This is a genomic window from Rubricella aquisinus, from assembly GCF_014199445.1.
In the GTDB taxonomy this organism is placed as follows: Bacteria; Pseudomonadota; Alphaproteobacteria; order Rhodobacterales; family Rhodobacteraceae; genus Rubricella; species Rubricella aquisinus.
On sequence record NZ_JACIJS010000005.1, the window covers coordinates 48,921 to 68,765 of the forward strand.

General features: G+C 62.0%; 29 protein-coding genes and 1 pseudogene. 1 reads left to right on the plus strand and 29 read right to left on the minus strand.

Annotation, left to right across the window (positions count from 1 at the left end; all coding sequences use genetic code 11):
- Positions 1-35 precede the first annotated feature (35 nt).
- The 13 genes and pseudogenes from FHS89_RS08765 to FHS89_RS08825 form a co-directional block, all read right to left on the minus strand.
- On the minus strand, positions 36-1,460 hold the full coding sequence (locus tag FHS89_RS08765; protein WP_221229351.1) for a DNA (cytosine-5-)-methyltransferase: 1,425 nt from the start codon (positions 1,458-1,460) through the stop codon (positions 36-38).
- A gap of 256 nt (positions 1,461-1,716) precedes the next feature.
- Positions 1,717-2,532, minus strand: a pseudogene (locus tag FHS89_RS08770) (DNA adenine methylase).
- Between the two features lie 154 nt (positions 2,533-2,686).
- Positions 2,687-2,884, minus strand: coding sequence for a DUF6900 domain-containing protein (locus FHS89_RS08775; protein ID WP_184010729.1), 198 nt, complete (start codon positions 2,882-2,884; stop codon positions 2,687-2,689).
- 156 nt (positions 2,885-3,040) lie between these two features.
- Positions 3,041-3,304 (minus strand): hypothetical protein, encoded by a 264-nt coding sequence (locus tag FHS89_RS08780; protein WP_184010731.1) that lies wholly within the window; start codon positions 3,302-3,304, stop codon positions 3,041-3,043.
- Positions 3,270-3,647, minus strand: coding sequence for a hypothetical protein (locus FHS89_RS08785; protein ID WP_184010733.1), 378 nt, complete (start codon positions 3,645-3,647; stop codon positions 3,270-3,272). The genes FHS89_RS08780 and FHS89_RS08785 overlap by 35 nt, the downstream gene beginning before the upstream one ends.
- A complete protein-coding gene (locus FHS89_RS08790) occupies positions 3,629-4,390 on the minus strand; it encodes a lysozyme (RefSeq protein ID WP_184010735.1) in 762 nt (253 codons plus the stop codon). The genes FHS89_RS08785 and FHS89_RS08790 overlap by 19 nt, the downstream gene beginning before the upstream one ends.
- A gap of 19 nt (positions 4,391-4,409) precedes the next feature.
- Positions 4,410-4,796, minus strand: a complete 387-nt coding sequence (locus FHS89_RS08795) for a hypothetical protein (RefSeq protein WP_184010737.1) — start codon at positions 4,794-4,796, stop codon at positions 4,410-4,412.
- Positions 4,797-4,814: 18 nt separating this feature from the next.
- Entirely contained in the window at positions 4,815-5,273 is a 459-nt protein-coding gene (locus FHS89_RS08800; protein WP_184010739.1) for a hypothetical protein, read from the minus strand.
- Entirely contained in the window at positions 5,261-5,518 is a 258-nt protein-coding gene (locus FHS89_RS08805; protein WP_184010757.1) for a hypothetical protein, read from the minus strand. Before FHS89_RS08805 ends, FHS89_RS08800 begins: the two co-directional genes overlap by 13 nt.
- A 12-nt stretch (positions 5,519-5,530) precedes the next feature.
- The gene (locus tag FHS89_RS08810; RefSeq protein WP_184010759.1) at positions 5,531-6,529 is read right to left on the minus strand and encodes a phage late control D family protein; all 999 of its coding nucleotides are present in this window, start codon (positions 6,527-6,529) and stop codon (positions 5,531-5,533) included.
- Positions 6,529-6,741 (minus strand): tail protein X, encoded by a 213-nt coding sequence (locus FHS89_RS08815; RefSeq protein ID WP_184010761.1) that lies wholly within the window; start codon positions 6,739-6,741, stop codon positions 6,529-6,531. Before FHS89_RS08815 ends, FHS89_RS08810 begins: the two co-directional genes overlap by 1 nt.
- Positions 6,741-7,163 (minus strand): phage tail protein, encoded by a 423-nt coding sequence (locus FHS89_RS08820; protein ID WP_184010762.1) that lies wholly within the window; start codon positions 7,161-7,163, stop codon positions 6,741-6,743. Before FHS89_RS08820 ends, FHS89_RS08815 begins: the two co-directional genes overlap by 1 nt.
- Positions 7,164-7,171: 8 nt before the next feature.
- On the minus strand, positions 7,172-9,787 hold the full coding sequence (locus FHS89_RS08825) for a phage tail tape measure protein (RefSeq protein WP_184010764.1): 2,616 nt from the start codon (positions 9,785-9,787) through the stop codon (positions 7,172-7,174).
- A 51-nt stretch (positions 9,788-9,838) separates the two neighbouring features.
- Here FHS89_RS08825 and FHS89_RS08830 point away from each other — a divergent pair, with 51 nt between their 5' ends.
- Positions 9,839-10,057, plus strand: coding sequence for a hypothetical protein (locus FHS89_RS08830; protein ID WP_184010766.1), 219 nt, complete (start codon positions 9,839-9,841; stop codon positions 10,055-10,057).
- Positions 10,058-10,208: 151 nt separating this feature from the next.
- Here the strand turns inward: FHS89_RS08830 and FHS89_RS08835 are convergent, their stop codons facing one another.
- The 16 genes from FHS89_RS08835 to FHS89_RS08910 form a co-directional block, all read right to left on the minus strand.
- Positions 10,209-10,595 (minus strand): phage tail assembly protein, encoded by a 387-nt coding sequence (locus tag FHS89_RS08835; protein ID WP_184010768.1) that lies wholly within the window; start codon positions 10,593-10,595, stop codon positions 10,209-10,211.
- Positions 10,596-10,606: 11 nt separating this feature from the next.
- Positions 10,607-11,113, minus strand: a complete 507-nt coding sequence (locus FHS89_RS08840; protein ID WP_184010770.1) for a phage major tail tube protein — start codon at positions 11,111-11,113, stop codon at positions 10,607-10,609.
- An 84-nt stretch (positions 11,114-11,197) separates the two neighbouring features.
- Positions 11,198-12,376, minus strand: a complete 1,179-nt coding sequence (locus FHS89_RS08845; RefSeq protein ID WP_184010772.1) for a phage tail sheath subtilisin-like domain-containing protein — start codon at positions 12,374-12,376, stop codon at positions 11,198-11,200.
- A 112-nt stretch (positions 12,377-12,488) separates the two neighbouring features.
- On the minus strand, positions 12,489-12,893 hold the full coding sequence (locus tag FHS89_RS08850; protein ID WP_184010774.1) for a hypothetical protein: 405 nt from the start codon (positions 12,891-12,893) through the stop codon (positions 12,489-12,491).
- A 3-nt stretch (positions 12,894-12,896) separates the two neighbouring features.
- Positions 12,897-13,721, minus strand: a complete 825-nt coding sequence (locus FHS89_RS08855; RefSeq protein WP_184010776.1) for a hypothetical protein — start codon at positions 13,719-13,721, stop codon at positions 12,897-12,899.
- Positions 13,721-14,266, minus strand: a complete 546-nt coding sequence (locus FHS89_RS08860; RefSeq protein WP_184010778.1) for a phage tail-collar fiber domain-containing protein — start codon at positions 14,264-14,266, stop codon at positions 13,721-13,723. The genes FHS89_RS08855 and FHS89_RS08860 overlap by 1 nt, the downstream gene beginning before the upstream one ends.
- A gap of 13 nt (positions 14,267-14,279) precedes the next feature.
- Positions 14,280-14,927, minus strand: coding sequence for a phage tail protein I (locus tag FHS89_RS08865; RefSeq protein ID WP_184010780.1), 648 nt, complete (start codon positions 14,925-14,927; stop codon positions 14,280-14,282).
- Positions 14,917-15,873: a baseplate assembly protein gene (locus tag FHS89_RS08870; RefSeq protein ID WP_184010782.1), complete on the minus strand. Its 957-nt coding sequence runs from the start codon at positions 15,871-15,873 to the stop codon at positions 14,917-14,919. The genes FHS89_RS08865 and FHS89_RS08870 overlap by 11 nt, the downstream gene beginning before the upstream one ends.
- Positions 15,870-16,259 (minus strand): GPW/gp25 family protein, encoded by a 390-nt coding sequence (locus FHS89_RS08875; RefSeq protein ID WP_184010784.1) that lies wholly within the window; start codon positions 16,257-16,259, stop codon positions 15,870-15,872. Before FHS89_RS08875 ends, FHS89_RS08870 begins: the two co-directional genes overlap by 4 nt.
- A gap of 6 nt (positions 16,260-16,265) precedes the next feature.
- Positions 16,266-16,475, minus strand: coding sequence for a hypothetical protein (locus FHS89_RS08880; protein WP_184010786.1), 210 nt, complete (start codon positions 16,473-16,475; stop codon positions 16,266-16,268).
- 22 nt (positions 16,476-16,497) lie between these two features.
- Positions 16,498-16,788: a PAAR domain-containing protein gene (locus FHS89_RS08885; protein ID WP_184010788.1), complete on the minus strand. Its 291-nt coding sequence runs from the start codon at positions 16,786-16,788 to the stop codon at positions 16,498-16,500.
- On the minus strand, positions 16,788-17,264 hold the full coding sequence (locus FHS89_RS08890) for a phage baseplate assembly protein V (protein ID WP_184010790.1): 477 nt from the start codon (positions 17,262-17,264) through the stop codon (positions 16,788-16,790). Before FHS89_RS08890 ends, FHS89_RS08885 begins: the two co-directional genes overlap by 1 nt.
- On the minus strand, positions 17,261-18,031 hold the full coding sequence (locus FHS89_RS08895) for a hypothetical protein (protein ID WP_184010792.1): 771 nt from the start codon (positions 18,029-18,031) through the stop codon (positions 17,261-17,263). Before FHS89_RS08895 ends, FHS89_RS08890 begins: the two co-directional genes overlap by 4 nt.
- On the minus strand, positions 18,031-18,390 hold the full coding sequence (locus FHS89_RS08900; protein ID WP_184010794.1) for a hypothetical protein: 360 nt from the start codon (positions 18,388-18,390) through the stop codon (positions 18,031-18,033). The genes FHS89_RS08895 and FHS89_RS08900 overlap by 1 nt, the downstream gene beginning before the upstream one ends.
- Before the next feature lie 11 nt (positions 18,391-18,401).
- Entirely contained in the window at positions 18,402-18,734 is a 333-nt protein-coding gene (locus tag FHS89_RS08905; RefSeq protein WP_184010796.1) for a hypothetical protein, read from the minus strand.
- Positions 18,735-18,839: 105 nt separating this feature from the next.
- Positions 18,840-19,844 carry a major capsid protein gene (locus FHS89_RS08910; RefSeq protein WP_184010797.1) on the minus strand — a complete coding sequence of 335 codons (1,005 nt, stop codon included), beginning with the start codon at positions 19,842-19,844 and terminating at the stop codon, positions 18,840-18,842.
- Position 19,845 lies beyond the last annotated feature (1 nt).

Below are 19,845 nucleotides of genomic sequence, written 5' to 3' on the forward strand. Positions count from 1 at the left end.
CGCTCGATTTCAGTCAGTTGGCGAAGAGGCATTGCCTACCTCTCGCCCAATGCTTGGTCTAGGATGCCTCGGAAGTGTTCACCCACTTTCTGAGCCAGTCCCACCGGCACGGCATTGCCGATTTGCGTGTATTTCGGCACCTCCCGGTCGTAGATGCCTTCAAGCGGGTTTCCTGCGCGACGGATCCCTCCGGTCGTGCGCTTACCGGCGAAACGGTACCAGTCCGGGAAGAGCTGGAGCCGAGCCCATTCCCGCACTGTCAGGATGCGGGGCTGGCAGTAATGCACGTAATCGTCGGGCAAAGAGGTCGCCGTCATATGCGGTTCCTTGTTGCCCCAATGAGGTGGCAACACCCGTTGAGAAAACTTCCGGGTCTGGTAGTGCTGGGGGATTTCGCCGTTGTTGGTCAGCATATGGTCAAACTTATCGACCACCGCCCACTTGTGCTTGGAATATTCCTGCTCCGTAAGCCTCACTTGGCCATTCGGGTCCCAAGGGGGCGACGACCGCAAGTGCTTTTGAATCGCCGTGCGGGCAGGGCGGGGATAGCTTGTGGTCTCAAAGGTGCCAGGCGCAAACTTGCCAGAACGAAGAGTATCCGCCACGCCGGGGTCCACGAGGTCCCCAAGTAGGTCATTCAAGTGTGGGAAGGTGCCCGGTTGACCTTCGGGCAGGAAGCCGCATTTCACGGCATCCTCGGGGTCGGCGTTCGCGTCAATGGACGGGCAGGCATCGAGGATATCTTTTCGGATGCCTACGAGGAGAACGCGGGGGCGGTTCTGCGGAACGCCGTAGTCCTTCGCATAGACAAGTGACCATCGCACCTCGTAGCCTGGTATATTCCGAAACTCGGCTTTCACGTCTGGCCAAATAGGTTCACCGCCTTCACGGGTCCATTTAGCATTCAACAGGCCCCTTACATTCTCGAAAAGAAAAATCCGGGGGCGTAGGCGACGAATGATCTGGGCCATTCGGCCATAAAGGACATTCGCAGGAATCTCCTTGCGATCAACCGCGTAGGATCGGCGGATGCCGATACCGGAGTAGCCCTGACAAGGTGGGCCACCGGCCAGCACGTCGAGGGTACTGCCGCCGCCGCTGTCTGCGGTCGCAGTGTCGAACCGGAAATCAGCCTCCTTGAGGGAGGACAGGTCGGACACGAGCTGCTCCAGACGCTCGCCCTGGAGCTCGTGGGCGTCGTTGCAACGTAGGTCCGCGTTTTCCGCGAACTTCTCACCGCCCAGCTCGTGGTAACGATTTTTGAGGTAGGTTTGGATGGCATCCTTATCGAGCTCGTTCACGAACACGGGCGTAAACTGCGCGTTCTCGAACCCCATCGACAGGCCTCCGCACCCGGCGAAGAGGTCGACCATCGTGTAGAGGCTCGAGGCGGCCTTCTGGCTGTTGTTCCCGCCGTCACTGGATTCGTGATGGAAATTCTCCGTAACCCCTTGAAACACTTATTTTCCCCACGCCAATGTCACCTACCTAAAACTCCTAGCACATCTTGTACGCCAAGTCCAGGTACGCACTACGGGCTGGACAATTTTTGGATTGATTGCCTTGTTTTCCAACGTTGGACCCGGAAAGCTGGATTTTGACACAGATCCAAACGAACACACTCGGAACAGATGACTTAGTGAGCATTTTCGTGGGCCGCTATTCAGCTTTTAGCGACCCATCTGCCGCTACGACGTCCAGCTTACACCCCGGTACTCAGATCAACATCGTGCTATCTGACCGATTGCTGATCAGCAGCTCCTTCGCGGCCACGCCCTCGCCTCGGGCGATGGAGTAGGTCAGGCGACACTCCTCAAACTGGAAACCGGCGAAGATTTCGCGGATCTCCTGGCGGTCGTTGATCGACAGGATGAAGCTGCCGCTAAGGTCGCGCAGCGCGTTGGCGATCGCTTCAAACTGATCCCGCTCGAAGATGCCCTTGCCATAATCGTTTTCCCCTCCCCAATAAGGCGGATCGAGGTAGAACAGGGCGTCCTTGAAATCATAGCGATCGATCATCTCACGCCAGTCAAGGTTTTAAAGAACGACACCATCAAGCCGGGCATGGGCCGCCTCCAAGAGCGGCTCCAATCGGGCCAAGCTGAATCGTGGTGCCGTTTGCGGGGACACACCGAACACGTTGTTGACTTGCCCTCCGAAAACCAAACGCTGCAGGTACAAGAACCGCGCAGCGCGCTCGAGGTCGGTCAGCGTGGAAGGATCACAGGCGCGCAGCCGATCAAATTCCCGGCGCGACGTGATCTGAAACTGCATCATCTGAAGGAATTGGGGATAGTGGCGCTGCAAGATTCGGAACAGATTGGTGATGTCACCATTCCGATCATTGGCAACTTCAGTGCGCGGTTTCCATGTCCGACGCAGGAAAACCCCACCCATGCCGACAAACGGCTCGATATAGGCAGAGTGATCAATCGCCTCGATCCGCTGGATGATCCGACGGTGCAAGGCTTTCTTGCCGCCCAGCCACGGGGCGACGGGTGCCGCTGGCGGCACTTTGTGTTGACGATCCATTGTGATTCCCAGATTAGACTACGCCCGCTCCCTCCTGGGGGGCGCGGGCGATGCGATCTGAGTGAGGTATCGGCGCAGCTGGTGTGAGAGCTTATGCTGCGTGGTGAGGGTGTTTGCACACCTTCACCACCGCCCTTTCGGGCGGGGTATGTCGTTAGGAGGTCGCGGAGGCGCGACCGGCCTCAAAAGCGGCGCGCAGCGCGGCTTCGATTGACCAGACGGCCTGTTCTGAGAAATCCGCGTCGTCGCTGTTTTGCGCTTCCAGTGTGTCGAGGCCGAGGTGCTGGCCCGCGATGGCCTCAAGGGCGAATTTCTCTTCGTTGGTCAGGGTGTTTTTTGCGGCGTTGGTCATGTTCATCTCCTTGCTTCCCCACACTTGTCGCTCTGGTGGGGCGCACAGTCGATATCTCTAAGTTGCTCTTTTCATGCGATTTTTGTCCGAAGATGGCTGGGCGAATTGATGGCTTATTCAGTCAATCCGCGCGCCCTTGCCAGCGTGCCGGGCGCGTCATTCGCGCCACGCGTTTTGCAGATCGTCGTACCAATCCGCACAGCGCAGAGTGCGGCGGTTCTGTTGATCCAAGGCGTTGTCGGCGCGCAGCAGGGCAACGTCGAGGCGGTCGCCCGCGACAGCGCCGATCCGGGTCGTCTTTCGGCAGTCATCCGGGAGCTCCGGCAGGAGCGCTTCCGCCCGCGCCTCCCCAACCGCCCGGCCTGCGGCCTCTACCCTGTCGCGGTCAGTTGGCGCGCAGGCGACGCAGAACAGTGTCATCGACACGGCACTGAGGATTGATATCCGTATCACGTTTGAATGCCTCCAATTCGGCGGCAAAGCGCAGGGCGTCGCCTTCGGTTGCTTGCACCTTTTCTTGCAAGGATTGGTTCGCGACGGTTGCGGTCAGAAGCCGCCGCCGCATGGCGTCGAGTTCCGCCTCTGTCGCGGCAAGCTCGAACGCGGTGACAAATCCGTCCCGCGCCGCATCGACGGCCTGCCGCTTGTCATGGATGTGAAAGGCCCAGAGCAGCCCACAGAGGATCACGGCAAGGCCGATCCGGCTTGTGAGCAAGGTCCAGACCCCGCGCAGCAGCGTCCCGATCAGAGGCCCCGCAAACACAGCGCCACCTCTTCGGTCCGGCGATTGACCAATCCCCGGACGATCCGACCACCGGCCTTGTTCCACCACCCAATTGCGCGGCAACCACCTTCGATATTCCCGGCGTTCAGGCGGCGGGTTGCCGTGGACCGGCCCGCCCCGCGAATGCCCACATTGTAAGCGAGCGAGACGTACGCCGCGTCCCGGTAGGGCGTCAGCCGATGGGCGCGCGTCGTGGCGTTGAAATACCCATGCAGCCCGGCCCGAAAGTCGGCGGCGAGGCGATGCTCCAGCATGTCCCGACAGGCCGCATCCGTCGCCCGATCCCCGAGGCGCACGCCTTGCGTTTCCCCAAAGCAGATCGTCGGGACGCCGACGAGGTCGAGGTAAGCGCAATGCAGGGCCGGATCATCCGCGCAGCGATGCTCCCCTTCCCATTTCATGATGAGAGGGATGAGCACGCGTAGCGTGTCCCGCTCCGACGGTTGCGCGGCTACTTTTGATCCGACGAAGACCGTCGCCAAAATGATGGCCAGCAAGATCATACGCCGCCGCAGAACGCCATCGTTGGGCTGAAGGACAAGCCGACCAAGAATTCCCAAACCGATGATCCAGAGCGACAGACCTGACCAAAAGGCCGGATTGGTATCGATCCCAAATGCGATGAAGATCAGGTCCGGAGCGAGGGTGACCAAGGCGAGCGTGTAAAACGCCCACGCGGTATAGGACCGCAACGCGATAAAGCGCCAGTTTCGTTCCAACATGGTGATGTTCCTTGAGCGATCAGCGCCGGGACAAGAGCGGGCGCAGGCCGAATTTCAGGAGGAGCGTGGGCAGGATGTAGGGAAAGCGCCGCCGATAGGTCGGCGGCAAATTCGGCACCATCTTGCGCTGGATATTGTCGGTCCAGCCGCGACCGCGACACCAGACCACCACATGCCCACCGCCACCGGGGCCGGTGCAGTGCCACAACACATATTTCAACGTGATCAGCCCCCACCAAAAGCGGAGCATGGATCGCGCCTCATAGAGCCAGATGAGCGTCAGCGCGTAGTCTTCGCAATCGCCCTCGACCGGGTCTTCACCTGTTAGGATGCGCCAGCTTTCGCCGCGATCCGGACGATAGGTGAAGCGCCCGTTCAGGGATGCCTGAACAGGATCAACAGCCATGATGGCCTCCTTTTGTGGTTAGTCTTTCGGATGGATCGTGAAAGCCGGGCTTCGCAGGCATTCGGTTTTGGACGGCACCAGCCCCCAAAATGGGCTGTAAACCGTCCAGCAGGTTTCCATGACATAGGTGCCAGCGGGCAATGCCGCGCAGCGCGGGTCAGACGGTGCCCACCACGCCATGCTCAGCGGATCCGGGCGCGGGGCACCAACTTCATAGACAAAACGCCCCGACCGCCCTTCGCAGACAATCCCGCGCGTCGCAAAATCCCGCACCACGACCGAATAGGAGCCAAGGAATTCGCGCGTCGCACCACCATGATAGACGATGAGGATCGGCTCGCCTTCGCGCGCGTCGATCACTTCAATCTCGCCCAGTTCGTACCACCAACTGACCGGCGTGATGATCAGAGCCGCATAGAAGATCGCGAACAGAAACAGCGCGATGTCGAAGCGGCGCTTGCGCGTCAGGCGAACCATTTGAGCACCGCCTCTTTGATCCGGTCCCAATTGCTGACCAGAACGCCCGTCGCCACAACGAGGTAGAATATCCCCCGCCCCAGCCATCGCAGCGCCTTCAGTTTCTCGACAAAGGCGATCACGCTTTGCAACGTCTCGACCTCGGAGCGGGTGAAGATATATGGCTCCTCCTGCTCCACCTTGGCCAAGGCATGGGCCAGCTTATCCGCCAAAAGCGCCACATCGGTTTTTGGATTTGCGGTCATCACCACCCCATCTCAGCCCAACGTCGGAGCCTGCAGTTTTCCTGTGAATGCAGTGCGAAGACCGCTTGATTTCGTGAACGTGTGCCGGACCATCTCAAGGATGAACACGCGGCCATCGACCATGGGGCGCACGCCGGAATAGGTGATAGGCTGCCCGGCCATCAAAGACGGGCGACCCACAATCGCGCAGGACGTCTCAATGAGGCCGCGCTGCATTTCGCGGGCGGCGGCTTGTGCTGCCCGTTCCGCCTCTGCCCGAGAACTGAACGGCTCGCGCAACACATGCTCGCCTGTCGCCGATGGATCCGCCGGGACGACGACCGCTTCGCGCTCTGCCGCCGCCGTGTTCTGCCAGAACGCCTTGACCGTCCCGAACCGATCCACATCGGTTTCCGACAAGCGGCACGATCCTTCGATGATCACCGAGGCCGGGATCGTGACGATGGGAAGGTCCGCATCGACACCCCGCCCGGCTCCGCGCTCAAGCCACAAAAGCGTCTGGTTCTTTATCGTGAACAAAGCCCCATGCCGCCGCGCCAAGCGGTCAAGAAAGGCAAGGTCCGCTTCGTCCTGCTGGCCGAGCCAATCATAAACATGGCGCGCCGCCGCATCGGAGATCCGCGCGGCCAGATCATGCTGCCGGGCGATCTCCTCCACCACCGACCGGACCGACGCGCCGTCCCAATGCCGGGATCTGCTCGTCTTCATCGCCGAGCGCAGATCCGCAGAATGCCCCTTCACCGTGATCGTGTAGGGCATGCAGGCAAACTCGACCCGGTCGATCACATAGGCGCCCACAAAAACCCCCAAACCATCGAGGCTGAAGCTCACAGACATGACCGCCCCACGCCGGGGCGCGGCAACAAATGGCGGCCCATCGGCGAAGGTCATCTCGACCGTGTCGGACTGGATGCCCTCCCGATCCGTGATCGTGAGCGACACCAAACGGCTCAAGATCGGGCCGGTGATGGGCGTGCCGTCCACCGTCACTGTCACACTCGGATGCGCCATCAGTCCCAAAGCCTCACCGGTTGGCCCGCGATGGTTTGGACCTTGAGGTCAGGCAAGGTGATCTCGATGCCTGCTTGCAGCCGGTGCGCTGTCGCCGCGATATGCGGATTGGCCTCCAAGACCCGCTCAACCGCGCCCGCCGCGATGCCGTATTCCCGCTGGCAAATCAGGTCGAGCGCATCGCCTTCCTTCGTGCGGTAGATGCCCGCCATCACATTCCCCCGTTTCGCAGCGCATCGAGGACGCTGGACTGCATCCGTTTGAGTTCGAGCGTGTATGCATTCCGTCCGGGCGCGCCGAACCGGTCGTGAAAGCTGCGATCCTCATCAAGTTTCTGGATCGCATGCCGCCCCATCACCATGCCGCCCAAAGAGACCAGCATCAGCGGCACGCCGTTTTTCGCGGCCAGCCGAACACCCTCCAACGTGGTCGCCCCGCCAAATTCCTTGGGGAACAAGACGCCGTTGATGGTGACGATCTCAGACCGGGGGCCAGTCCATTGCAGATCATTGAGTTGGCCGACCGTCTCAACTTCCGCCCAGCTGGTGTCGAGCTTGCGCGCCATGCCCGCAAAGCCAAACCCGTGCGCACGGAACATGAAGGGGCCAAGCGCCAATGTGACCGGTCCGGACATATCGCCTCCTATTTCGAAAAGCTGGCCGAAAGTGTCGCGGCCACCCGCGCGCCGATCCGGTCAGCAACCAATTCGGCAATGGCATCGGGATCCGACACGCCCGACGGCACCTGGACGGAGAAGTTCTCGATCTGAATGCTCACCGACGCGGGGCCAGAAGCCGCCTGCGCGGCAGCCGGTGTTGCAGCCAGTGACCCGGCGAGGACCGCAACGCTTGCCGCGCGCACGCCCCGCGCGCCATTGCGCAGCCGTGCCGCGTCCGTACCCTTGCGCATGCCATGCGAGAGATGCGACCGGAACGCAGCCTGCGCCTGCGACACATTCAGGATGCCGCCCGATTGCGACGGCACGAACCATTCGGAGCGGGGCGTGTTCTCATTCACCAGATAGGGTTGCCCGGCCCGGACGGTTCCGCCCCCGGCGCGCCGCTCAAGCCGACCGGCGCTCGACGGCATAGCACCCCCCTCACCGGAGATCAGGTTGGACAACCATCGCGGCGGCTCCGGCCAGCTGATCAACTCCCCCAGATCGAAGGTGAACCACTGCTTGATTTGATCGATATAGCCACCCAGAGCGTCGAGGCTGAGATACTTGTCCCAGCCAAGCGGTTTGATCAGCAGATGCCAGGCCAATTCCCCAGCCAGTGCGGCCCATCCGATCACCGGGATAAAGCGCAAGGCCCCCATGCCGATCCACGCGAGCGGACGGATCAGCGACGTCCAGCGCAAGCCCCCGGCCATGGCCCGCCAGCGAATGGGCGGAAGCAAGGTGGCGGTCCAAGCCAGCGGCGTGATCAGCCTCGCAAGCCGGAACCGGCGCAATGCCCCAAGCGCCCGGAACCGTGTTGCCACCATGGCAAGATCGCCTGCCGCAAACACTGCCCGCGCGCCCAGCCCCACCATCCCAAAGCGCAGCACGGCCATGGTGCCGATCAGTCCTGCCGCTGCGGTCAGGAGCACACCGCCCGCCACAGCCAAGGCCCCAACCGCCGCCGCACCCACCAGCAACCCTTTGGTCAGCTTCGGGTGCTCTTTGGTCCATGTCACCATTCGGTCAATGATGCCCTGCGACCGTTCCAAAAGATCATTGAGCGGCGGCAAAACCACTGCGCCGATGCTGACACCAAGCCGCTCCATTTGATTGCGCATCAGCTGGATATTGTTTGCCGTGGTTTCCGACCGCGTGGCGTATTCGGCTTCGGCACTGCCAAGGTAGTCGCGCTCATCCGCGACCATCGAAAGCAGCTTCGGCAGAAGCTCCGCGTTGTTGATGAGCTTTGTCAGCTCACGCGCCTCGTCGCCAAAAAGATCGGTCATGGTCGATGCGCGCAGGTGATCGGGCAATGCTCGCAGACGAGCCAAGACATCCGTCGTTGTCTCAACAGCGTCCACCTGCATTGACCGCGCGACCTCGGCTGCATCCAAACCGAGCCGCTCCAGCGCATCGCGCTGCCGGTCCGTGGCACTTTCGCCGCGCGTGAGCGCACGCCCCATATTCCGGAACGACGTCGCTGCCGTGTCCGCCCCGGCACCCGCTGCGATCATCGCGGCACCCATCGCAAGCGTTTCGGTCTCAGAGAAGCCAAACTGCGCGCCCGACGCCCCGGCACGGTTGATGAAGTCCAAGGTCTGCTCCGCCCGCGCCGCCGAGTTGTTCGACAAATGGTTCATCGCATCAAAAAGCGCGCCGGTCTCTTCAAGGGTCAGGCCCATGGCCGTCTTGATGCGGGCCATCGAATTGCCCGCGTGATCGGCGGAGATGTCAAAGGCCACGCCGATTTTCGCGGCCATCTCGGCAAAATGCGCCAGCTCCTCCCGCGCGATCCCAGACTGCCCGCCAGCTGCTACGATCTGTGCCAGACCACTTGCCGCGATGGGAATGCGCGTCGACATTGCGAGAATGTCCTCAGACATTTGTGCAAAACCTTCCGGCGTGTCGAAATCCACCACCTTGCGCACATCGGACATCGCGCTTTCAAATTCGACCGCCTGCCGCACGGGTGCGGCCATCGCCCCCAGCAGACGCCGCCCGGTCTGGATCGAGGCTTGACCGACAAAATTGAGGTTTGCCGCCCGCGCGAGGGTCTGGTCCATTCTCGCACGGCCCTGCGCGATCCGGTCCTGCATCTGCTCCACGCGCCGCATCCGCTCCATCTGGCGATCAAAGGACGCGGTCGCGGTGTTGAGTGCAGCGGCCAGCCGCCGCTGCTCCCCGGCAAGATCACCAGTGTTCACGCCCGCATCGCGCAGGCCGACCTGCATCCCATGAAGCGCGCTGCGATTGCGCCGGTGTTGCTGCTCCAACCGGTCGGACGCGGCGCGGGCGCGCTCCAATTCAGCGCGCATTTGCGCGGTCGGGTTTCGGGTTGCCCGGATGGTCGCCATAAGCTGGCGGACCCGCTCCCGGCTGGCCTCGAGCGCATGACCCGATCTGGTGACGACCTGCCGCTGTCGGTTGAAATCCTCGATCAGACGAAGCGGCCCGCGCAGGCTCTGAAGCTGGCCCATCTGCCCCCGGACAGTCTCCGCAAATCGCCCGGTCACAGCCCGCATGCTGTTGAGGGTCCGCGAATACTGATCGACCGCCTTGATGATCAGTTGCGTTTCGATGCGTTTGGTTGCCATGGGCGGGGCGCTCACATTGTTTTTGGGGTCAAAAATGCCTATGTTTTGCGCATGGACATTTTCTCGATGATCTTTGCGATTGTGATGCTCACCGCAGCCGTGGCAGCGGCGATCCTTGTTGGGTTTGTCGCGGGTGGCATGTGGGGCGGGGTTCTGTTTGCTGCTGTGCTGTGGCTCGCCTATCGGGCCGCGACCCATCAGAGCGGGCCAAGCCGAGCGTTGCGCCGTGAGGCGTTGAACGCGTTTCAGCGCCCACTCGCGGACGACTAACCCTCGTCAAATTTGAGGCGCGTTGCCTCCCAAATCTCCAAAGCCGTCTTATGCCAGCGCTGAAACTCCCGGCACCGCATGGCAAGCACCACGGGCACCGGCGTCGACAACACCTTCGCGACGAACCCGACCGCAAAGCGCAAGTTTTGCGCTAGAGCGCCGGGCTTTCGTTTCCCACCTCTGGGGCCTCATCAGATCCAGCAGCCTGAACGGACAGCACGGCATCCACCGCGGTGTTCACCGCCATCTGATCAGAGGCTTTGATCCCGCGCGCGGCCCCTTTGGGAAGACCCGCGAGCGCCTCGATCCAGAATTGCGTGACGCGCATGCTGACACTGGCGGGGATCCCGTCCGGCCCGGTATCGCTGGCACCCGCGTTCGCCAGGGCATGGCGCATCTCCGCCAGCCCCAATTCATCCTCCAATTCGGCGTAGTCGATCTGCGCGCCAATTGTCGGCTCATCGAAGGTGAGGCTGTCGATGGTCTTGCCATCGACGGTGATCGGGCGTTTGAGGGAAATCGTGATCGGCAAATCCATGGGGTCTGTCCTCAGAGCAAGAGCGCGGAGCGGATGTCGCCGGTCTGGCTGACGCCGCCAACGGAGAACTCGAAATCGTCGATCTCGAACACTTCGGTGCCGTCGATCTCCAACTTGGCGTAGTGCTGCACCACGGTGCATTTCATCTCGGCCTTGTCGCCCGGCTTCCAATTTCCGGCATCAGCGCTGATCAGCCGACCGCGCACATAATGGACAGCGCTGTGGGTCTCCCCGTCTTCATCGACCAACGCGCCAGTGATCATGAACGCGTGCTCAACACCGGGCTTACCGGTCATCAGTTTCAGCGTGGCCGGATCGAGCGCGGTCATGGTGAACTCGAGGTCATCATGCTCATAGCCCATCGCGGCCTTGCGGTCCTTGATCATGCCCCCGTTGCGAAAGCTCTCCGTCTTCTCTTTCGGCAGCGAGATGGTCACCTCGGAAAACTGGCCGACCTTCAGATCTTCGGCAGCCCACAGGGCGCAATTGCGCAGGATATAGGCGGGTGTGGATTTCATGGCTGTATCTCCTTGTCAGCGCAGGATCAGGGTCCGAATGCACTGCCCGTGCATTCGCCTCTCAATGGGGTCCGGGGGGTGGGCCTATGCGGCGGCGGCGAGCGCGTCCTTGGTCAATTCCAGATAATACTGGATGTTGCGATGCGCGATGAAGCGGATGTCCTCCATCGGCGCGGGCGGCTCGAATTCCATGGATAGGGTGATCTTGCCCGCCGCCATCTGGGTCGGCTCGTTCAAGGTCTCATCGATCCAGACCCGCCCACCAATGATCGCGCCCGACGCTTTGAAGGTCCGCATTGCGGCATTGCCGCTTTCCAGCATCAGCTTCAGATTGCCCGCCGAGAAGGGTTTGTCGACAAACTCAAGATACGCCTTCTCAATCGCCTCGTTGATGAAATCCGCCGTCCGGCGCACCGACAAAAACACCCAAAGGTCATCCGTGGTCGCGGCCCGGTTGCCCCAGGTGATGAAGCCGGAGCCGATATTGATGATCGTGCCCACATGGTTTTCGTTGAGGTAGTTCGCTTGCAGCCCATAGGTGACGGTGCGCGACGCGCCACCGATGCCGTTGATCACCTTGTTCGACAGCGAATGCCAGAAGCCCAACTCGGTATCGACACGGGCCTGCACGCCCGCAAAGCGCGCCGAGGCCGGACGCGCGACATAGGCGCTGGTGGCGGTATCCCAGACCAGCACCTTGGGGTCCACGACATAGACACGCTGCGAGCCAATCAGGTCACGATAGGCAATGGCATCTGCATCGCTCGTGTCCGGGCCATCAACAAAGGCCACGGCCTTCAGCTGGTCCAGCACCCCGATCAGTTCCGCCACCACCGGGTTGGCGGTCACACCGTCACCGCTCGTAAAGCCGGGAATGGCGATCAGCCGGGGCTTGATACCAAGCTGCGCTTCGGCCTTTTTCAGCGCGTGCACGCCGGTCAGCAAGGTGGCATCGCCCACGAGGTTGGACAGGGTCGCGGCGGCGTTAGCCCCTTCTTCGACGCGGATGACGATGGTGTATGCCCCGATCTGATCGAACACATCATCGACCGCGTCTTTCAGCGTGCCCGTGTCGCCGAGGCCCGCCGCATCGGTCGGCGTGCCTTGCAGCAGCACCGGCGTGTTGATCGGAAACTTGGCCGGGTCCGCATCGGGCGCGGTGCCCAAAAGCCCCACAACGGCGGTCTGGGCCACCTGAACGAGGACGGGCGTTTCATTGGACTCCGCCAGACGCGTGCCGTGGTGGAAACTTGCAAAACTCATGGCTTTCTCCTTTGCCAAAAGAAAACCCGGCAGACACTGCCGGGAGAGATGTGAGGCTTACGCCCGTCGGTTGCGCGCCAGATGTGGCAGGCAGATGATGTGGTGGGGTCGGCTAGAACTGTTCCGCGACCGCCACAGCGGCGGGCGGAACGGATGGCCAATTGGCGTCATCGGTGATGTTGAGCGCTGGATCGGCGGCGAGAGTGACAACATTCGCACGCATCGCCGCCACCCATCCGATGGCCACCTCAAGCCCGGTCAGGATGTCAGCCTCTGCCGCTGACCGTTGCGATGCAGTCTTGGCGGAGATCACGGCGGCAGCGGCGGCCATGTTCATCTGCGTCTCGGCAGATGCCACAGCATAGATGCGCCGACGGCACTCAGCGGACACTTGTGCCGCATGAATGGCAGTTTCGGCGGAGGCAATCGTTGCCTCGGCGATCCCACGCGCTTCGGCTTCCTGCCGGGTGATTGAGGTGACGCGCGTGCCGCCCCCAAGATCGAGGTCCAATCGCATGATTTATCCTTTCAGGAGGTTGGTGCCGAGAGTGAACGATGGGGAATGGAGGACTGCGCCATTCGACAGCGTCGTGATACGTTCGGTGATCAGCGCCAGCCCCTCCGAACCGTTGTAATGCTCAACGCCAATCAGGCCGTCCAACTCAACGTTTTGCAGGCTCAGGTCCACCATTGCGCCCCCGACCGCGCGCACGAGGATGTTGTCAGCAGCCCCGCTCACTTTCGAGTTGATCAGGGAAATCGGTGCCCATTGGCTGTTGAAGAACACATTCGACGTGCTCGCGGAGAGTGCCCCGTTCAACTCCGGCGCAAAGGAGAGGTTCACCCCATCAAAAGCAAACGATCCGCCACGCCCCCAAGCAATGCTGTACCATTGATTGAAGCCCACCCCGTCATAGCACATGGAACGAAGCGTCGGTCGATCCACCGCAGCAAGGCCACCCGTGACGGCACGGAAATAAAAGCGGCGCGGGCCATAGATGTGACCATGATATTGCGACGTGATATCGAGCGTTTCGCCATCTGCCAGACGGCATTCGATATAGCTCAGTTCCGGAAGCGCGTTCACAAACGTCAGGAACTCAGCCCATGTCCGAAACACTCCGCCATCCACCAAATCGGCGGCGGGTGCTGCGGGATCGAAGGTGATCGACACGGACATACGTGCAGTGACAACCGCTTCCAGGTCCGAAGTGAGCGCCCCATAGCCCGCCTGCGCGGTGGCGATATCGGCCTGCAGGTCAGCGCGCTGCCCTTGAAAATACGCCAGCAGCTCTTCGGCAGCCGCCGTTTGCCGCAAGAGCGCGTCGTGAGTTGTTTCCGCCATCAATACTCTCCCGTGATTGTGCGAATGCGGTCGGCAAGTCGCAGGTTTTCCAATGCGTTGCGCATCGCGATTGCTGAGACGGTCGCGATCTCGCGCGTCATCAAAAGTGTGAGGTCCGGGCCCGCCGCGACGATCTGGATGGCACTCGAATTGACCGCCTCAAACACCAGTTCCAAGGCGATGGCCGCGCGCGAGACGTCCGATTTCCACATCAGCGCCGTCACCGGATCCGAGGCCACGGCGAAGAGCGTACCATCGGCGAGGAAGAAGCCGATTTCGCGGATGTAGTAACTGCCCGGCCCATCGATCACGAAGGAGATGTCGGTCTGCCCATTGCCAATGTCGCGCGCATCCTGAATGGCGACCCGCTGTTCTTCGGCCACCAACCCGAGTTGCGTGGCGCGGCCCACCTGATTGGTGGCCACAGCATAGCCTGAACTGCCAACCGCCACATGGGTGACATCGACGGAAAACCCTCCGGTTTCAGCGGCCAAGGCGGCGTTGAACCCAGCCTCGGTGACGACTGGGGTGAAGATGTCTGGCATAGCGCCCTCCGAACTAGGTCAATCGCGTTGTGGTGATCGTCAGCGCCGATGCGCCAAGGCCGAGGCCCGTTGTGACCGGCAAGGTCGCATCCGCTTGCACGACCGACATGCGCGCCGTCCGCGATTGGATCGTGCTCGCATGCAGGCCCAAGCGCGTCGTGGATTTCAGCGCGGCCCCCACCGTCAGGTCAAAACCCCGCGACACAGGTGCGGATCGCTCGATCACTGCGAGGATGGTGCGAACCATCAGGTCATCAATGAAGATCTCCTGCGCCCCCGACAGCGACCGGCCCACGTAGGCCGTCACGCGAAACGTGCCGGGGGCCAGCGACGCCGGATCATCGAACCATTCAAGAAGCTCTGCCCGCACATCGAGCGCCGCGAGCGCACGCTTGATCGCGAAAGGCGTGCCCTTATGGCGGTGCAACTCGGCGGAGGCCGCGATCACGTTGCGCTTGATCTCCTCCGGCCAATTGGCATCCCACACATCAACCGAGTTCTCCCACGCCAGATGATCCAGAAGTGCAACATCCGCCGTCTCCGGGTCTTTCGAGATCATCTCGACCGGCAGCGCAAAGAGCCGCTCTTCCAGAATATCCAGCGCCTTGGCCAAGGGGGGTGCGGTCACCGGGAGCAGTGATTTATGCGGATCAAATGTCACGCCAGCCTCCGGTGATGGTCTGGATGGATAGGGTCATGTCCGTGCAATGGGCCGCTTCAAAAGGTCCGATGTCGAGATCGGCAGCGGGCGATATCAACTCGACATCGACAACACCCTGCACATTCAGCGCCGCCGCGATTGACGTGCGATAGAGCTTCCGCCCGATCCGGATGCGGCTGTTGATGAAGGCCGCAGCGGAGGCTTCTGCCGCCGCCAGCACTGCCGATGCGGCCTCGGGGGAGGTCACATGCAAAACCGCTTCGATGCTGTAGGCTACCGGGACCGCAGAGACGACAGACAGCTTGTCGGCCACCGGGCGGCGCGTGTCCGCCGCGCAATGCTGAAAGACCCGCGCGAGCAGGTATTCGCTGGCCGTCCCGTCGCCTTCGCGCGACAGGATCACCATCTTCGGCTCGGCAGGCGGGATCGGAGGGTCGATCCCGTGATTTGGACCATAGACCGCCACATCGACCACAAGGTCATCCGCATCGAGCGCCCAATAGACATAGGAGCCTTCGGTCCCATGGGGCGACCACGCTTCGATCACCAGCTGGATCCGCGCGCGAAACGCGTCATCCGCCTCATAGACCGGCGCGTCGGGATCGCTGTGATCAAGCACCTTGCGCACCACCCCGCGCCCCGCCCCGATGTGATCAAGCGCCGCGCCCCGCGCCATCGACAGGAAAACAGACCGGACCGCTTCGTTGATCCGGTTCTCCATGTATAGCTCGCGGGCGGCAGCCGCTTCAGAGAGATACCGCGTCGGGCTTGATGCGATGTTTCGGGCGAGCGCCATGATGGAGGCGGCCTTTTCCGGATTGAACACGTCCGACAGGTGGGCCTCAAGTTCCGCGAGCCGGGCTTCGAGCACCGCATCGAAATCCAACGGGCGGAGGACCGGCAAGTCGGGAAGCGCTGCCAAATCAAGAGCTGCAAATCGGGTCATGCGGCGAGGCTCCAATTGTCGACCCGGTCACGCGTGACGCGGATGGTTTGGACGCTGTCCGAAACATGGGTCGTGTCGGTCAGATGGGCATCGGGGCGATAGCTGCCCTGAAGGGTCATAGTGATCGCGCCCGATGCCGAGCCCGAGATCCCGACATTGGTCACATCAAAGCGCGGCTCCCAGCGATCAATCGCCTCAGCCACTGCAACATAGAGCGCGAGCAGGTTCTCATCATTCATCGGCGCATCGACCAAGGCTGGCACATCGGACCCGAACTCCCGCCGAAAGACGCGGGTGTTGATCCGTGTGCCCAAAATGGTCTGGAGGCTTTGCGCGACATGCGGCCAGCCCTCGATGGCCGCACCGGTTTCGGGATCGAGGTCCATCGCGGATCAGTCTTCTGCGGTGGTGTCGGAGGCAGGCACCTTCGCCGCCCGTTGGCCACCGGAAGGTTTCAACTTTAGGCCCGTCCCGTAGGGTGGCAGGTAGTATTTCGCCTGGGCCGGGGTCATCGCAAGGCACGCCCCCACGGGCCGCGACACCCCGCCGATTTCACGCGCGATGATGACTTCATAGTCCTGAGTTTCGGTCGATTTGCTCATCTCATTCTCCATTCGATTTTGATTATCCCCCGGCGAACACATCGCCGGACCCGCCTGCCACGCTGGATCCACAACTCACCGGGTCACCGACACGCCCAAGCGCGCGCCCGTTGACAAAGACGGTGGCCGAACCGCTGGCGAGCGCGCCCCCGTGGCAAATGGGTGTCGGATCGCAATGCACCGCCCAAGCATCGCCCAACCGGTGGGCAGGCATGGCGTTGACGAACACATCGCCGCTCCCCCCGGTGCTCGCCCGTGGCGGCCATGGCCCGTGGCCGGTGCAGGCATCGCCTGCGCGCGTGACGGCGGGCATCAGTTCAGGTCGATCCGGTCCGCCACGAGGTGCGCGTGATCCCCCCGCAGCGTGAGGGAGGTCGTGCCCACCCGAAACTCCATCTCATTCCCTCCATCCTTCACCGTCACCGAGGCAGGTCCAACAGAGGCGATCACATAGGCATCCGGCGCTTGCGACGGGCGGGCGTTCGCTGCCGAATTGAGGCTGCCGATGATCACCGCGTCATGCAGATCCCCGGTCTCTGAGACGATCACGACCTGCTGTCCGACCGACAAAGGGATATGGGTCCGGTTGGCCCCTGCCGATTGCTCAACCCATGGGATCGGTCCGGTCAGGAACGCCGCCGCCCCCCCGGAGAGTTTCACCCGCGCCAAACCCCGGCTGGCATCGACCTCCCTAACGACCCCGATCCGAATGCTTGCAGCAGCGCGCCGTTCCAACTCGGCGATCCGGTATTGCAGCGCGTCGATGATTTGCTCCAGCGACATGCTCATGCCCCGTCAAGCGTGACGCCTGTCACCGACAGATCGAGCGGCAGGCCGTCAAAGGAATAGAGTTTCAGCGCCCGTGCGTCAGAGGAGGCCATGCCCATGAGACGCTCGAACGCGGGATAAAGGCTCGCGCCGGGTTGCCCCAGAAGCGCGCTGAAACGCTCCGCCTTCGCCGCGTCCTGATCCGACAGCAACGCCAGAAAGCGCCGCCACGGACCGGTCTCACTCAAGGCCTGATCCTGAATGGGATCGGCGAACACATCCACGGTCAGCTTCGTTTGACCAGCGGCAAGGCGCACATTCTCCGCAGCACTGCTGGAGCGCACATGATCTTTTGACACATAGCCCTTGATGAACCCGGCAAAGACCTGAGACCACGCATTATCCGGGTCCGTGAGCGTGCGCCCGATCTGCACCTCCAGCACATCCAAGATCGCTTCAAAATTGGCATCGGTGGCCGGGAAGCCTTCGATGATCTCAGCAGCCCCAGTGTTTTTGTTCGTCTGCGCCATGGTGAGCGCCACACCGCAATTGAACACGATCTCCACCCGCCCATTGGTGCGCAGCCCGGTCTGGCTCAAATCCTGTGCCCGCGCCGCATCGGTATAGACCGCGATGAACGGCTTTTGCTGATCGCTGCGCAGCTGGCCGTTCGTGGTCTGATCGATGGCGGAGATTTGGCTGTCGAGCACATTCTCCCCAACCAGCGTGCCACCAGCCTTCAGCGCCTGAACAGCCGCGATCCGCAATGCCATCATTGTCAGCGACATCAGTTTGCATCTCCCAGATCGCAGATCAGGCGCAGGTGAGAGCGATCATCGACCTGCATGATTTCAAAAACCGGCGCGCCCTCGCGATCCAACGCAACAACCTTGTCGCCCTTTCGAAGCGCGAGGTCGGGATAGGCGGTGCGGTCCAAGCGCAGAAACCCGCCCGAGGACGCGAGGCCGGAGCGGGCGGCATTGGACCGCCCAAAGCTGACCTGCTCAATGTCCCGCACGCCGGTCCGGATCAGTGCCACCAGTTCCAATGGCGCGCGCTCCGGGTCTGGTGCGGCCCCTCGCATCGGCAAATGGCGGACCTGCTCAGCCCAAATCTCATCCACCTCGCCGACCAGCTCGTCTCGCAACGCACGGTCCATCAGGTGGCGGACGCGGCGGGCGGTGCGAGATCAAGTGCCGCTGTCGGCTCCTTATCCGCTGCATCGGTGCCGGGCGTTGTCGTCTGACCAGACGGCTCCTCCTGTGCGGGCGGCGTTATCTGCGGCTCTACCACCTTGTCCGCCACCTCGGCTTTCTTTGGCGCATCACAGGCGACCGCAAAGCCTTCATGGATCACATGATCCGCATATGTCTCGGGCAACAGGACGGGCTGTCCGGCTTGCATTTTTTCGTTGGATGTTTTGCCGATCACCTCCGCCGGGACGGTCGTGTTCGTGCGAAAGGCGACCCATTTCTTTTTCTTCTGTGCCATATGCGGCTCCATGCTTGATTGAGCTCCAAGACGCCGATCCGGGCGCTTGGCGATGCCATTACCGGCCCGGCAGGCTGTGCCGGGCCGTCACGTCATTGCGCCGCCTTACGGGTTGGCGATGGTCAGACGCCGCAACGCCGCCGGGCGGGTCGCGAGGTTGATCCAGTTCGATTGCGAGTCGAGGTGCCGCCCCTTGCCATTGGCCATGGGATATTGCCTTGCATAGCGCGGCAGACCGATAGTGTTGACGGTCTCCTCATAATCGGCAGGGCCAAACCGCGTCAGATACATGCCCGGCACACCCACCGGGAAAAGCCGCGCCTCATCATCCGCGATATAAGCCGAGGCCCCGTTCGCAGCCTTTGCCCGGCGACCCGTCCGGTAGCGTTCAAACACCATGTCGCCAAATTCAAAGATACGCGGCACACCGCGCCGCAGCACCTCGGCAGCATTGGTATTGAGGAAGGTTTCCCGGACGACCTTTTGCATCCACATCTTTGAATGGAAGCTGCGCCCCGTCAGGACATGCAGATGGTCATAATCCATGTCGAGATCGTCTTCGACGGAATGGGTCACGCCATCGAGCACCTCCCCCAGATTTGCCACATCCCCCGCGCCGATCCCGAGGTTCACCGGGGCGGGCACGGCGATGTCGAACCGGTCATAGAGGTTGTGCAGCACCCGCCCGGATTTCGAGATCACAAGCCCCTTGATCGCGCCGATCCGGGCATGCTCCAGCGTGTTGTCGATGGCGCGGGCATGTTGGGCAAGCTTTGCATCCACCCGCGCTTGCAAAGGTTCCAATTCATCTTCGCTGCCAAAGGCGCGCACGCCCTGCACTTCATCGGCGTTGACGCTGTCATTGATCTCAAAGTGATCGAGGTTGAACGGGATTTTGGTCCGCTTGCCATCGCCGACGGTGACACCCGGCGCGCCGCGCTCGGTCGGCTCAATGAGGTCCAGAACGCCGTTCTCTTCCTCGATATCGACCGTGGTGACGTTGACGCCATCCTCCTCGAAAATGCCAAGCTCGCCCAGCTGGCCGGGGACGAAAGGCTGATCGTTCAGCGCAGCGGTCAGCGCGATGACGGAAAATTCAGTTTCCCACATG

What these genes read in the sequence shown, in the direction of transcription:
- FHS89_RS08775 (WP_184010729.1), bottom strand. Translation starts at nt 2,884, where the DNA reads ATGACCAACGCCGCAAAAAACACCCTGACCAACGAAGAGAAATTCGCC.
- FHS89_RS08780 (WP_184010731.1), bottom strand. Translation starts at nt 3,304, where the DNA reads ATGACACTGTTCTGCGTCGCCTGCGCGCCAACTGACCGCGACAGGGTA.
- FHS89_RS08790 (WP_184010735.1), bottom strand. Translation starts at nt 4,390, where the DNA reads ATGTTGGAACGAAACTGGCGCTTTATCGCGTTGCGGTCCTATACCGCG.
- FHS89_RS08795 (WP_184010737.1), bottom strand. Translation starts at nt 4,796, where the DNA reads ATGGCTGTTGATCCTGTTCAGGCATCCCTGAACGGGCGCTTCACCTAT.
- FHS89_RS08800 (WP_184010739.1), bottom strand. Translation starts at nt 5,273, where the DNA reads ATGGTTCGCCTGACGCGCAAGCGCCGCTTCGACATCGCGCTGTTTCTG.
- FHS89_RS08805 (WP_184010757.1), bottom strand. Translation starts at nt 5,518, where the DNA reads ATGACCGCAAATCCAAAAACCGATGTGGCGCTTTTGGCGGATAAGCTG.
- FHS89_RS08810 (WP_184010759.1), bottom strand. Translation starts at nt 6,529, where the DNA reads ATGGCGCATCCGAGTGTGACAGTGACGGTGGACGGCACGCCCATCACC.
- FHS89_RS08815 (WP_184010761.1), bottom strand. Translation starts at nt 6,741, where the DNA reads ATGGCGGGCATCTACCGCACGAAGGAAGGCGATGCGCTCGACCTGATT.
- FHS89_RS08820 (WP_184010762.1), bottom strand. Translation starts at nt 7,163, where the DNA reads ATGTCCGGACCGGTCACATTGGCGCTTGGCCCCTTCATGTTCCGTGCG.
- FHS89_RS08825 (WP_184010764.1), bottom strand. Translation starts at nt 9,787, where the DNA reads ATGGCAACCAAACGCATCGAAACGCAACTGATCATCAAGGCGGTCGAT.
- FHS89_RS08830 (WP_184010766.1), top strand. Translation starts at nt 9,839, where the DNA reads ATGGACATTTTCTCGATGATCTTTGCGATTGTGATGCTCACCGCAGCC.
- FHS89_RS08835 (WP_184010768.1), bottom strand. Translation starts at nt 10,595, where the DNA reads ATGGATTTGCCGATCACGATTTCCCTCAAACGCCCGATCACCGTCGAT.
- FHS89_RS08840 (WP_184010770.1), bottom strand. Translation starts at nt 11,113, where the DNA reads ATGAAATCCACACCCGCCTATATCCTGCGCAATTGCGCCCTGTGGGCT.
- FHS89_RS08845 (WP_184010772.1), bottom strand. Translation starts at nt 12,376, where the DNA reads ATGAGTTTTGCAAGTTTCCACCACGGCACGCGTCTGGCGGAGTCCAAT.
- FHS89_RS08850 (WP_184010774.1), bottom strand. Translation starts at nt 12,893, where the DNA reads ATGCGATTGGACCTCGATCTTGGGGGCGGCACGCGCGTCACCTCAATC.
- FHS89_RS08855 (WP_184010776.1), bottom strand. Translation starts at nt 13,721, where the DNA reads ATGGCGGAAACAACTCACGACGCGCTCTTGCGGCAAACGGCGGCTGCC.
- FHS89_RS08860 (WP_184010778.1), bottom strand. Translation starts at nt 14,266, where the DNA reads ATGCCAGACATCTTCACCCCAGTCGTCACCGAGGCTGGGTTCAACGCC.
- FHS89_RS08870 (WP_184010782.1), bottom strand. Translation starts at nt 15,873, where the DNA reads ATGACCCGATTTGCAGCTCTTGATTTGGCAGCGCTTCCCGACTTGCCG.
- FHS89_RS08875 (WP_184010784.1), bottom strand. Translation starts at nt 16,259, where the DNA reads ATGGACCTCGATCCCGAAACCGGTGCGGCCATCGAGGGCTGGCCGCAT.
- FHS89_RS08880 (WP_184010786.1), bottom strand. Translation starts at nt 16,475, where the DNA reads ATGAGCAAATCGACCGAAACTCAGGACTATGAAGTCATCATCGCGCGT.
- FHS89_RS08885 (WP_184010788.1), bottom strand. Translation starts at nt 16,788, where the DNA reads ATGCCCGCCGTCACGCGCGCAGGCGATGCCTGCACCGGCCACGGGCCA.
- FHS89_RS08890 (WP_184010790.1), bottom strand. Translation starts at nt 17,264, where the DNA reads ATGAGCATGTCGCTGGAGCAAATCATCGACGCGCTGCAATACCGGATC.
- FHS89_RS08895 (WP_184010792.1), bottom strand. Translation starts at nt 18,031, where the DNA reads ATGTCGCTGACAATGATGGCATTGCGGATCGCGGCTGTTCAGGCGCTG.
- FHS89_RS08905 (WP_184010796.1), bottom strand. Translation starts at nt 18,734, where the DNA reads ATGGCACAGAAGAAAAAGAAATGGGTCGCCTTTCGCACGAACACGACC.
- FHS89_RS08910 (WP_184010797.1), bottom strand. Translation starts at nt 19,844, where the DNA reads ATGTGGGAAACTGAATTTTCCGTCATCGCGCTGACCGCTGCGCTGAAC.